General features: G+C 41.8%; 8 protein-coding genes. All 8 read left to right on the forward strand.

The window, feature by feature from the left end; genetic code table 11:
• Nucleotides 1-300 precede the first annotated feature (300 nt).
• The 8 genes from CZ787_RS05830 (at nucleotide 301) to CZ787_RS05865 (ending at nucleotide 13283) form a co-directional block, all read left to right on the forward strand.
• Nucleotides 301-1686: an MBL fold metallo-hydrolase gene (locus CZ787_RS05830; protein WP_087107124.1), complete on the forward strand. Its 1386-nt coding sequence runs from the start codon at nucleotides 301-303 to the stop codon at nucleotides 1684-1686.
• 83 nt (nucleotides 1687-1769) lie between these two features.
• Nucleotides 1770-3557 (forward strand): alginate O-acetyltransferase AlgX-related protein, encoded by a 1788-nt coding sequence (locus CZ787_RS05835; RefSeq protein ID WP_087107126.1) that lies wholly within the window; start codon nucleotides 1770-1772, stop codon nucleotides 3555-3557.
• A 213-nt stretch (nucleotides 3558-3770) separates the two neighbouring features.
• Nucleotides 3771-4673, forward strand: coding sequence for an ABC transporter ATP-binding protein (locus CZ787_RS05840; protein ID WP_087107128.1), 903 nt, complete (start codon nucleotides 3771-3773; stop codon nucleotides 4671-4673).
• 320 nt (nucleotides 4674-4993) lie between these two features.
• Complete coding sequence (locus tag CZ787_RS05845; RefSeq protein WP_087107131.1) at nucleotides 4994-6379, forward strand: hypothetical protein; 1386 nt, start codon at nucleotides 4994-4996, stop codon at nucleotides 6377-6379.
• A complete protein-coding gene (locus CZ787_RS05850) occupies nucleotides 6376-8238 on the forward strand; it encodes a hypothetical protein (protein ID WP_087107134.1) in 1863 nt (620 codons plus the stop codon). The genes CZ787_RS05845 and CZ787_RS05850 overlap by 4 nt, the downstream gene beginning before the upstream one ends.
• 102 nt (nucleotides 8239-8340) lie before the next feature.
• On the forward strand, nucleotides 8341-9453 hold the full coding sequence (gene wecB, locus CZ787_RS05855; protein ID WP_087107135.1) for a non-hydrolyzing UDP-N-acetylglucosamine 2-epimerase: 1113 nt from the start codon (nucleotides 8341-8343) through the stop codon (nucleotides 9451-9453).
• A gap of 12 nt (nucleotides 9454-9465) precedes the next feature.
• Nucleotides 9466-12030, forward strand: a complete 2565-nt coding sequence (locus tag CZ787_RS05860) for a glycosyltransferase family 4 protein (protein ID WP_087107138.1) — start codon at nucleotides 9466-9468, stop codon at nucleotides 12028-12030.
• Nucleotides 12027-13283 carry a D-glucuronyl C5-epimerase family protein gene (locus tag CZ787_RS05865; protein ID WP_087107140.1) on the forward strand — a complete coding sequence of 419 codons (1257 nt, stop codon included), beginning with the start codon at nucleotides 12027-12029 and terminating at the stop codon, nucleotides 13281-13283. The genes CZ787_RS05860 and CZ787_RS05865 overlap by 4 nt, the downstream gene beginning before the upstream one ends.
• Nucleotides 13284-13291 lie beyond the last annotated feature (8 nt).

A 13291-nucleotide genomic window follows, 5' to 3' on the forward strand; every position in this document is an offset into this window, starting at 1 on the left:
ACGCTTTGCGAGGAACGAGCAAAAGGCACCCGCGAAAGGCGGCGGAACGACGCCCGGATGTGCCACCAATGCCTACCCCGGCACCGCTTTGCGGCGCTCCTGCGGGTGCGCTGCGCTTACCACGCGCTACAAGTTATCTAACGCTTTGATTATTCAAACGTAGCGCGCGGTAACGCTTTGCGAGGAACGAGCAAAAAGGCACCCGCGAAAGGCGGCGGAACGACGCCCCGGATACGCCCCACAACCCGGCACGCTACTTGGCTTCGTGAAGCCCCCTAACAACACCAAAAAAGGAGCCACATGCTCGACATTATTCATCACGGTGGCGCAACCGGTGTTACCGGCAGTTGCCACCAGCTCATATTGAATAGCGAACACTCACTACTCATCGACTGCGGCCTCTTTCAAGGCGAAGACGCAGAAAAAGATAGCTTCGCACAGCTACAAATCGAATTTGATATCAGCACCGTACAGGCGCTTATCATCACCCACGTCCATATTGACCACGTAGGGCGGCTACCGTACCTACTGGCCGCCGGGTTTAAAGGCCCCATCATCTGCTCAGAGCCTTCTGCCAAGCTATTGCCCCTGGTCATTGAAGACGCGCTAAAAATTGGCTTCACCCGCAACGCCCAACTGATCCAACGCTTTCAGGAACAGTTAAAACAGCAGATCGTAAGCGTGCCCTATGGCAAGTGGCACCGCGTTGCTCACAATACTATCGGCACCGCACGCATAAAACTTAAGCGGGCAGGGCATATTCTCGGTTCTTGCTACGTGGAAGTAGCCTGTCAAGCCGCTGAAACTAATGAAAAAGAGCGTATCGTTTTCTCCGGCGACCTGGGCGCACCTCACGCGCCACTGTTACCTGCACCGAAATCGCCCCACTGCTGCGACCAGCTAGTGCTGGAAAGCACCTACGGCAACCGTACCCACCCGGACCGCCGTCAGCGCCGTGCCGTTTTAAGAAAAGCGATAGAACAAGCGCTAGCCAACGGCGGCACGGTCATGGTGCCCGCCTTCAGCATAGGCCGCACGCAAGAACTGCTTTACGAACTGGAAGGCATTATTCATGAAGCCAAAAACCACCAGTGGAGCACGCTAGAAATTATCGTCGATTCACCGCTGGCAGCCCGCTTTACCAAGGTATACCGCGAGCTAAAACCCTACTGGGACGATGAAGCCCAAAAGCGCCTGACAAGGGGCCGCCATCCACTCAACTTTGCCAGCCTCTACACCGTAGAAAGCCACACCGAACACGAGCAAACGGTTGAGTATTTAGCCAAAACCGGCAGGCCCGCCGTGGTGATAGCCGCCAGCGGCATGTGTGCCGGTGGGCGCATTATGAACTACCTAAAAGCCATGCTAGGCGATGCCCGCCACCAAGTGCTATTTGTAGGCTACCAGGGCGCAGGCACTCCTGGCCGCGCCATACAGCAATACGGCCAAGGCGGCTGGGTAGAAATCGATGGCCAGCGTATTGATATTAACGCAGGCGTTACCTCCATCAGTGGCTACTCTGCTCACGCCGACCAGCGTGATCTGCTTAACTTCGTAAAACGTATGCGCCGCTGGCCCCACACCATCCGTCTGGTACATGGTGATCAAACTGCCCGTGAAACGTTAAAGAGCGAGCTTGAAAGCCTTTATAAGCGCAAAGGTATGCGCGTAACGATAATGAGCTAACCGGCCGTGACGAGGTGTTTTTCTCACTAAAAAAGCATCTTATAAAAAATATAGGCTTTAAATTTAATTTGGAATTCTCTGTAATGGAAGATTGGTATAGCAAGTTTGAAAAAAAAGCTTCTAACAAGGAATATCTTTCTTTAGTAGAAATATCCGAAGTGGTTTCAAGATATCAAAAATTTACTGCTTGGCATTATATACAATATATATCTGCCTTATATGCATTAAGTTTAAAAGGAAGAGGTGCAGAAGTCACGCTTGAAGCGATTAATTTTTTTCCAGATGATCTTTCATTAAGAATTCAGTATGCCGAGAATGCGATGTTTTCTTCTAGTTGGGACGCCGCAATTTCACGCTGGCAGTATATAATAGCTAATTTCAATAGTTATCCTGAGGGCGTTTTTTGGAGGCTGGCAATTTCTTATATCAAGGCGCTTAGATTTAAGGAAGCCAGACGTGTAGTAGGGTTAATTGAAGGCAAGTATGGTAATAGTCAAAAGCTTAATGACTTGATGTCATTGATTGATTCGTCAGAAGCACAAAAATATATACTTAATGTAAAAGTGAAGTCGTCACATTATCCTTGTAATATAGATAAATCTCCAGAAAATGAAAATATAGGAAGAAGTAAAGATTTTATAAAATACAGGCTGTGTGGTTGGGTAAAGGTCTCGAAAGGAAAAAAATGCCTTTTAGCAGTCAAGAATAATAAGAACGAAGTGGTTTATTTAGAGTTAAATGTAAAAAGGCCTGACGTTAAAAAGCATTTTGAAAAGCAAGGAGACGACAATGCTGAAGTGAAATGCGGCTTTGACCATTACGTCGATATTTCTGAAGGCGCTTACGTAGGTATCTTGCTAGAGGAAACTGAAGAGTGGCTTTTACAGCTTGAGCTCGTTGAATTACAAAGCGTGTTGGAAGGAAAAGAAGGGTGGCTTTTTCTTGATAATGACGCCAATCAAAGCGTTAATCAGTTCATTGGAAAAGCACTGCTTTCTGAAGATATGTTTTTAGCATGGGAAGACTATGCTAATGACCTCCTTGAATATCAAGAAAAGTTAAACCTGATACATTTTATTGCCAGCTCTAAAGAGGCCGTTCTCCCTCAGTATTATCCGCACCAAAGAGGACTCACTAATGTTTTTGAACAAGTAAATGGTCTTCTTGAAAATAAAAATGTTAATAGTGTTAGCGTTACAAGGTTGATGTCGGAAAAGAAGGGGGCTTACTATAAAACGGATACGCATTGGAGTGATTATGGTGCTTATCTGGCTTACCTTTCTATTATGGAAAGAGGTGGTTTTCAGTGGGTGGTTAAGGATATCACCTTCAACGAAGTCGAAGCGACGGGCGATCTGGGATCCAAGTTACATCCTGAAAGAAGGTCCTTAAAAAAATCACACGTATATGATGGGCCCAAAGCAACATGTGTTTTTGATAATAGGGTTTCTGGTGCCGGATCCATAACGATTTGGAAAAATTCTGGAGCACACTACTCTAAAACGGCCGTATTGTTTGGAGATAGTTTTTTGAAGTCCGGTTGTTTGATGAGTTATTTTACATATTCCTTTAGCCGGGTCGTGGTTGTAAATCTGCCGGGTTCCTTGATTGATGAAATTATATCTTATGAATCGCCTGATATTGTAGTTGTTCAAACTAATGATAGATACCTTCTAGCGCCCGGAAAAATATATAAAAAAATAGATTCTCATGAATCGCCTGTTTCTCTAAAGGTTTCGACTTTTTCGGAAATGGAGAAGGAGGATATGGTGAGAAATATTTCAGCGTATTTCGAAGAATATTTTTATAAAAACAAAATGTTAGAAATTCTCAAAAAGTTGTCTGATCATAAGCCGAAGGTTAGTTGTTAAAGGTTGTTTGTGTTTAAACTTGGGTGCTGAAAAGTACTTATGGCAACCGCATCTACTGGTTTGCCAAGACTGCTGCACGGTAATAAAAACGCCTAGCGTAGTGTGGGTAAACCGTGAGGCACACATTTGGCGAAACTAGCCGCACGCATAAGGCAGGAGAACTAACCTGCCCTTAATGTCGAACCCTCCAATATCACTGGCTTTTAATAGCACATGATTGAAGTTAAAAACCTGTACAAGCGCTACCATAACCACCACGGCAGCGACTGGGTACTTAAAGATATTAATATCACTATCCCCACAGGGGTGAGCGTTGGCTTGATCGGCGCCAACGGTGCCGGTAAATCTACGCTATTGCGCCTAATCGCAGGTATGGATACGCCTGAACGCGGGGAAGTCATCCGCCGCAGCCGCGTTTCCTGGCCGGTTGGGCTTTCAGGCGGTATGCAAAGTAATATGACAGGCCGCCAAAACGCCAAGTTTGTGGCCCGTGTGCAGGGCAGCAGCCCAAAAGAAGTACAGCGCGTCATTCAGTTTGTCGAAGACTTTGCCGAGATTGGCCGCGCGTTCGATGAACCGATCCGCACCTACTCATCTGGTATGAGATCCCGCATTTCATTTGGGCTATCGCTTGCGTTCGATTTTGACGTGTATATTTCCGATGAAGCCACCGCCGTTGGCGACCGTGCCTTTAAAGACAAAGCCAAAAAGCTCTTTCAGTCGAAAGTGGGCCAAGCCTCACTCATTATGGTATCCCACTCGGAAGACATACTGAAAGACTTATGCCAGGCAGGCCTATACCTTAAAAACGGCAGCGCCTACTGGTACGAAGATATCAACGAAGCGATTTCCGTATACCACGCCGACGCTGACGCCAAGAAAAAGGCAGGCGAAAGCGCATTGCCTAACGATGTGATTGGCGCAAGGCACTACCTGGCGGAGTGCCATCAAATTTTAAAAGGCGCGCAAGAAACGCTAAAAGAATTACAAGAAGAGAGCGCGCCCGCCGAACACATCAAGGCCGCAAGACAAGACGTTAATACGGCAGGGGCTGTAGCCAAAGAGGCACGGTTACATCTGGACACGCTTATAGAAACACAGAGCCAAACTAAATAAGCAGTTTGCAAAGGTGCTAATTGACCAGTTGTTGACAAAATACATAGAGAAATAAAGCAAGTTTCGGTAATTTAAACCTCTGCCTAGCATATTAAATAGCATCAGCTGTAATTTCCAGTAGCAGCCATTAAGAATGCTTGGAAGACAGTCTTCTCTTAGGAGGATCATAGTTATTTGATGCTAACTGTTACGCAAAGACTTCTAGATATCGAAGTGCTCAGTATGATGATTTGCATCCGTTACTATTAATTGGCGTAAATTACCCTTTTACAGCTAGTTAAAGCAGCTGTTAATTTTCTATTATTAGGGATAAATGCACGATGCTACAGGTAATTTATCTTGGCTTTTCCAAGCTGACAGAATATACAGCAGTGACATCCACTGCGCTGCAACAAGCACCCGAAAAAGTGGACGCGCTAACACTTGAGGCACATTCCGCCAGTCAGTTTGAAGCCCTCAGTAATTGGTTGCAGCACGAGAGCAAGCCTGGGGCAGTACTGATATGGCACAAGCCTACTGCCTTCATTGCCGATTGCCTAGCGCGAGAAGAACCTATTGACGGCTCTCTTGTACAGTGGAAAGACATGGCTCAGCGACTACTGAAGCTATTTCGTCGCCACCGTAGCCAGCTAATATTATTAGGCATGGCACCGGGAGAAACGCTCTCGCCTCCCGGTGAGCTTCCCGATAAAATTACCGATGTGCTCCTGCAAGCAGAAGTTACAGTAAAACGTCTGCCTGAAGCCTCGCCGCTCTATCGACTAGCCGCAGCACAGTTGGTTGCTGAAGATGCTGAATTACAAGAAGTGCTAGCTTTTCTTACTGGAAGTAGCCATGCCTCTAGTACCCCCCATGAGCAAGCAAGCGAAATTGTGCACAAGGTTCTGCAGGGTGCGAACGAGAGTCATTGTGCTGAGCAGCAGCTTAAACAACTTACTCAAGAGCGTGACAGCGCAACGGAAGAGAATAAGCTATTACTTACTCAACTGGATAGCGTGCAGGAAGCACTGGAAACAGCTCAGCAGCAAGCAAGAACAGCAGCTTCAAGCCAACAAAATGAACAGCAGCTTAGAAAGATGATTGATGAGCGCGATAGTGCCCAAAAAGAGAATAAGCTATTACTTGCTCAATTGGATAGCGTGCAGGAAGCACTGGAAACAGCTCGGCAGCAAGCAAGCGCAGCAGCTTCAAGTCAACAAACCGAACAGCAACTTAAAAAGTCGGTTGACGAGCGTGATAACGCCCAGGAAGAAAATGAGCTGTTATTGTCACAGTTGCATATAGTTCAAGAAGCTTTGGAAGAAGCCTATATAGAGCTGAAATCGGGTACCAGCGAAGCAGAGAGCAAAAGGTTGAAAAGCCTAATGAGTTGGCTGCGCGCGCATGCTCGGCGCCAAGCCAGAGCTGCCTATAGCCAGGACAGTGAATCCTTGCAAGAACAAATCTCTTTATTGGAGAAAAGCGAATTATTTGATGCCAAATGGTATCTAGATAAGTATAAGGACGTAGCAAAAGCTAACATTAATCCGATTGAGCACTACATCAAGTTCGGCGCGATCGAAGGGCGTAACCCAAGCCCTCTGTTTGATACTGAATATTATGTGTTGACATACCCTGATATAGCCGCCTCGGGTCTCCATCCTCTATTGCATTATTTGCGCGATGGCGTTAAAGAACAGCGTAAAACGCAGGAGTCGCCTACATGAACGCTCCAGCCACACCACAGCTTATCCATATTGGGCCATTGCGCCAAGAGAGCGAAGCCCTCATTAAGCATATCGCTCTTCCTTCGCTTGTTATTACGCCCATGCTCGAGTGTCCAATGCTCAAAGACATGCAGCATGATTTGAAACATGTAAGCGCAGTGATTGCCTTAGAGGCAGGGGAAGCTACGTGCTATCGCTATAACGTGCCGGGATTTGATAGCTTATCGCCCGCGTCGGGGCTTAAATCGCTATATCCCGGAATTGCTGAAACGCAGCGAAAGCCAGTGGAAACACAGCTGCTAAATGAACTGATAAGTGAGCATTGCCCACTAGGTGCGTTAATGACCCACTTGGTTCTGGAGCAACCCGAGCAGGCCCTGCACTTGCTAAAAGCGTGGCAAGCAGAAGGTATGCTAGATAATCTTGAAGGGCTCTTTGTGCGTACTAGCCCGGTTAGCCTTTATGAAGGTATGCCAACCCAGGCAGAGCTAATTATTTGGTGTCAACAGTATGGGTTTGATGCTAGCCCTGAAAAGATTGATCCTGTCAGCAGTGAAGACCCGGAATTTATACTGCTTGGATTCAAACGCAACGCGCTACACGTACCGTTAAAAGCCGCTCAAGAAAAGGCGGATACGCTCAAGCAAGAGTGTGACATTCTCAAAAATAAACTTGCCGAATACGAAAAGCTTCTAAAAGAGAATGCCAATCAGCTGAGCGAAGCAGCGGCAGCACTGCGGGAGACAGATGCACAGCTCAAAGAGCGCACGAAGCAACACAATGAGAAAACATTACAGGCGGAGAGTGCCAGTAAAAAGTGTGCCACGCTCAAACAGCAGTTTAGCGAAGTAGATGAAACGCTTCGTGAAACACAAGTACAGCTTAAAAAGTTTACAAAAGAACACGATGAGAAAACCTTACAAGCGGAGAAAGCCAGCAAAGAATGTACTACGCTCAAACAACAGTTGAGCGAGAAAGAAAGCACTATCACGCAGCTCCGCGGGCAGTTGACTTCTCAGCAGCAGAATCAGGAAATTGTTAAAAGTAGTTTCGAAGCGCTGGAAAGTAAAATGGAAGGCAAGTTGGAGTCGCTATTAGGTGAACAGCGAAGCTATATACAGCAAACCAGTAATGCGCTTGGGCAGCATGTGACTAGACTGGCACATAAGCAACGCGATGAACGGGCGCTGACCCACTATCTTCATCATGGTCATAAACCAGTAAGCACAGAGCTAGATCCTGGCTACGCATTAGCTTTATTAGAGCGGTATCATTCGCAAGGCTACGATGTGGTGGTAGTGTTTGGTAGTGCAGCCACCACTGAGTTACTTGCAAAGGCGGAGGTAAATTCCAAAGGGTACCAATCCCAGCTTATGTTAGGAGACCAGCATCATGATGTCGTAACACCCTCGGAAAATGATCTTCCAACTTCTATTATTAGTATTGAGCACCAAAAATCGCGATGTAAAAAGTTAAAAAAGAGCTTAGAAATTAATCATTGCTCACAAATAGTAAACGTAGTTCACGCGCCTTGGGTAGAGTGTCAGTATCAAGGGAAAGTGACTCTTTTTTACAGTACAGAAGATATGCTCAAAAGGCTTAGTCAATGGCTGCAAGAAGAGGCTAATGTGCTAGTGGTAATTGGGCCGGAGCTTACAGAAGCAGGGCATATGGCTAACATAATACTACCGCACGTTCTTCAATACTTGCCCACACAAGCAATTGACCTATGTTTGGAAAATAAAAAAAAATTACAAGAAGAACTTTGCTCTGATTGGGAAAGTTTGCTACGTGAACGTCAGCGCAGATACTATTGGCATGAGCTACCTAACGCTCTTTTTTTAAAGGTTTTAAGCTGATTGTGCAGGCTGGATCTTAATGTTTGCCACAATTAATTGAATTTTTTATTAAAAGTAGTTTTTCAGTTTTGAAAAAAAACATCACAAGGAGGTAAATGTAAAATGAAAATTTTAACGGTTCTTGGTGCTCGTCCTCAGTTCATAAAAGCCGCAATGGTTAGCCATGCTATTGATACTTATAATAAAGCTCATGAAACTGTGATTGTTGAGAAGATTGTACACACTGGGCAGCATTTTGACTCCAATATGTCTGAAGTGTTTTTTGAACAAATGAATATACCCAAACCAGACTATAACTTAACTATATCAGGTTTGTCGCATGGTGCTATGACTGGCAGAATGCTTGAAAAAATTGAAGAAGTGCTTGATATTGAAAAACCTGATTGTTTATTAGTATATGGAGATACGAATTCAACATTGGCTGGAGCATTGGCTGCATCAAAATACCATATTCCAGTGGTACATGTAGAAGCAGGGTTGAGATCTTATAATATGCTAATGCCTGAAGAGGTAAATAGAATTCTTACTGATCGAGTCTCAAGTTTACTTCTATGTCCTACAGACCAGGCGGTCATAAATCTTAAAGCAGAAAGCTTTCCTTTTAATAAAGGTAGTCAATTCCAGCAGTCAATAATAAATACTGGTGATGTCATGTATGACGCAGTCATTTATTATTCTAAAAGAGCAATTAACGAAGTGAAATTGAGCTCATTGGGGGTGAAAGAACATGGATATGGTTTATGTACATTACATAGGCAAGAAAACACAGAGGACCCTAGTAAGCTTAAGAACATATTATCATCATTGCAAGAAATAGCAAAAAATGATTATCCCATAGTTTTACCACTTCATCCGAGAACAAGAAATAAAATTAAAGATCTGGATGGAAACGGGTGGTTGGATGGCCTTACAATAATTGATCCTGTTGGCTACTTGGAAATGCAACGGCTTCAGATGGATGCAAAGATTATTTTAACTGATTCTGGTGGAGTTCAAAAAGAAGCCTTTTTTCACCAAGTTCCTTGTATAACTTTGCGAGATGAAACTGAGTGGGTAGAAACAGTCGATTTAGGTTGGAATAAATTAGCAGGAGCAAATAAAGAAAAAATATTGTCATACGCAAGAGAGGACAATGTATTCGCCAGTGAAGTAGCTTATCCATATGGCAAAGGAAATGCGGCTCAGAAAATAATTGAATCACTGGTCACTATGTAAAAGGAGTTGTTTATGTCAATTTCATTCGATGAAAATTATATTAGAAATTCATGCTATTCAATAGCAATGATTGTAGCTAACCCCGTAGTCAACGACTCACGTGTTCTTAAAACAGCATATAGCCTCAATAAAATGGGGTTTAAAGTTCATTTATATGGTTTAAATACAGAACCCAAAATAAAAAAAGTTGAAGGGTACCCTTTTGATATTACATTAATTTCAAATCCAAGGTTTGAAATGAAGAAAAAAGGTGCCTGGTGGGTTGATGATAAAAGCTACGATATAGCCACTTTTTTAAAGAAAATGGCAGAAGGATTTTCTGATCTTATTGCTAAAGAAAAGCATGACATACTGCATACTCATGATATGTATGGTCTGCCCATAGGGGCATTGCTGAGAGAAACTACTTCTAGTAAAAATGTACCTTGGATACATGACTTACATGAATATGTAGAAGGGTGCACTAACCTTCCCGACTTTCAGCGGTTATTTGTATGGGAGCAAGAGAAAAAGTACATACACTTGCCAGATTCACTGACAACAGTATCTCCTATACTTGCGGACTTGATCTCTAAAGATTACAATGTCGAAAGACCTGCATTAATATTAAATACTCCAAGGATTACAGATTTTGATAATTTCAATCCAAGGACTATTCGCAGTGCTTTGAATATTAAACCCGATATTCCCTTAATGGTTTATAATGGTGGGGTAAAACCTCCTAGGGGGGTACAGTTTGCAGTCAAAGCATTGGCTGATTTAGATGGAGTTCATTTAGCACTTTTGACGAATTCATCTGGTGATTTTATGGATGAATTAATACAAATGGCTAAAAATGCTGGTACTGAAGACCGTTTACACATCCATCCATTTGTACCTAACAATGAAGTAACATCATTTGTATGTGATGCTACTCTTGGGGTAAATCCTGTCACTGTGTACGAAAATTCTGACTTGGCTCTTCCCAATAAAGTATTTGAGTATATTCATGCAGGTGTTCCGATTGCGAGCAGCTCCACTACTATGATGGAGCAGTTTATATCGGAAAATAAGTGCGGACAAACTTTTGAAGCAGGTAATGTAGCCCAATTGACAAGTGCGGTTAAGGATATTATTAAAAACTTTCCTAATGGTCTCCCTAATGCAAATGAAAACTCTGTTTTAGCTAAAAGATATTGTTGGGAAGAGCAAGAGAAAATATTAGGTCAGGAGTATGAAAAATTACTTAATAAGTTAATAAACAAAGCATCATTATCGAATAAAAATAAAATTGGGTCTATTCTGCATCTACCAACACACGCAGCTAGCCAACCAGGAACGTTGGCGACAGCTCTTTCGAAATTGGGAGTAATTTCAAAGAGTGCCGCACTAGGAGCTAATAAGTTTAATTACCGTCAAGACATTCTGATAAAACCTTTGCCCTTTAATGCTAGTTCTATTAAATCGTACTTCAAAGATCAGCGACTAGATGCTTTTGATGTCTTCCATTATCATTGTCGACCGCTGATTTTTTCTAAAGATTATAAAAAGCCTACCGGCTCTGATTTGGTATACTTAAAGTTATTAAATAAAAAGGTCTTTTTTAATTTTAGAGGCTCAGAAATACGATTAGCATCATTATTTAAAACTCTTTCACCTTATAACTATGTGGGAGAGAAAAGTGAAAATCAAGATGCCTCAATGCCATTTGCATTCGATGAAGTTAAACAAAAGAGATTTAGAGACTTATTATTAAAAATTTGTGATGATGTGTTTGTTAACGATCCAGAACTACAATGTTATGTGCCTAATTCGACAATAGTTCCGCGTGCAATAGATTTTGATGATATTGATGAAAATGACTCACTTAGTAATGATAAAGCTTCTTTGCCTCTAGTTGTACATGCACCTTCAAGGTCTAATGTGAAAGGTACGAAATATATTATAGAGGCTGTAAATAAACTAAAAAAAGAGGGGCTAACTTTTAACTTTGAACTAATTGAAAACTTAACACACATTGAAGCAAAGAAAAAATACAAGCAAGCAGATATTATTATAGATCAGTTACGCATTGGCTGGTACGGAGTGCTGGCTGTTGAGGGGATGGCTATGTCGAAGGCTGTTGTTTCTTATGTTAGGCATGATCTGCGACATTATTTACCTCACCCCTCACCTATGGCGTACGCTAGTCCTGAAAATGTTACAGATGTTCTAAGGTATTTAATTAAAAACCCTGCTAAATGTTTAGAATATGGAAAGGCTGGTTATGATTTTGTATATAAGTATCATAATGCAAAAACTATTGCTAAATTGCTTACTGATTTATATGCAATTAAAAATAAGGAAGTCGATTGTAATGCAGCATTAGAATTACTAGATAAAAATGCACTTGATGTTCTAGGTGATTTGAATGTGGATGGGATGTTGCAAGAAAAAATCAGAAAACTATTTTTCAATGCAATAAAAAATGATATTAATAAAAAAACTAAAAATGCCATTAAAAGCTATGATAGGTTTACGAGTTTAAGCAACAAAAATACATTGATGGAAAGTTATGCTCTAAGAAGGTCAAGATACCTCCAAGGAGAGGAAGCATGAAGTTGCTGATACCGACAGGAAAACAAGAAATTTTTGATTTTTATAAAATGCAATTGCTTGAGGATGGTTTTCCTGGACGCGTTCCAGTCGGTAGTGGCACTGGTATAGTTGAGCCACACCCACTATATGGAGTGTACCTCATCAGAATGTCGCTTGATGAATATAAGGTTGGGCATAATAGAGAGTTTCGTGAACAAGCTGTGAGAGCTGGATATTCTGCAATTAGAAGAATGTGTAAAAAAAAGGATGCTTTAGTTTTTATATATCCTGGGATAAGCTCGTTTAATCATTTAGGACGAGATTATTACTCAGCATTAACTCAAGCGAAATATCTTTCTGCTTTTTGGATGCTTTATTTAGAAACAGGAGATCAACTGTTTGAAAAAGCATCATACCAAGTACTCAAAAGTTTAACCATACCAATAGACGAAGGAGGGGTGTGTCATTACCAAGCTGAGGGTATATCCTTTGAAGAAGCTCCTTTTGATTTTCCGACCTTTATTCTTAATGGATGGATTTCAGTTTTAGAGAATTTATATAAATTTATAAAAAAGTCAAAATCTAAAGAAGCTAAGAAAATTTTTTTACAATCTGTTGAGCTTCTAAAGACTTTGCTTCCTCTTTATGATATGCCAAAATTTAAAAACTCAAGATATGCGTTAGCTGGCACAGTACCTTTCAGGCTTACATTGCCTAACGACTCTTTTGTTGAAAGTGCTAACTTGGTAACTCCCAGTAAAAGAAAGATTGCTTTCGAGTTCAAAAAGCCACATAAATGGGGGGTTCACCTTTCTGATAGAACGGGTATCATTAACGGGAATTTAGTTTTTAGTTTAGATGTTGACGATTCTCGTTATAATATTCTTGAATTAAAAGTGATCAGTAAAAAGGAAGACAAGTTATTTTTTGAAGTTCCTACAATAAGCTACGATGTGCTCCGTGGTGCGAAATTTGGAGAATATCGTCCTCAGAATACAAAAGATATTTCAGTAGGTGAAAATTTAATAAAATTGAAGCTTAAAAATAAAAGATTTGAAATGTCTTGTTATCCGACTAATTTTAAGAAGAAAATTGCAGGTGTTAATTATAATGCTTATCATTATATGCATATTAAAGGTTTGACGAATCTTTATGAATATACCAAAAGCCCTGTTTTTTTAAAGTATGCTAAAAAGTGGCAAGGGTATACTCATATGTGGAGTGAGATGAGTGTTTATAATAAGAGTAATATTTCTTTAAATTCATATTTTTAAAAATCGAG

The sequence above is a fragment of the Halomonas citrativorans genome, from assembly GCF_900163645.1.
Taxonomy (GTDB): domain Bacteria; phylum Pseudomonadota; class Gammaproteobacteria; order Pseudomonadales; family Halomonadaceae; genus Vreelandella; species Vreelandella citrativorans.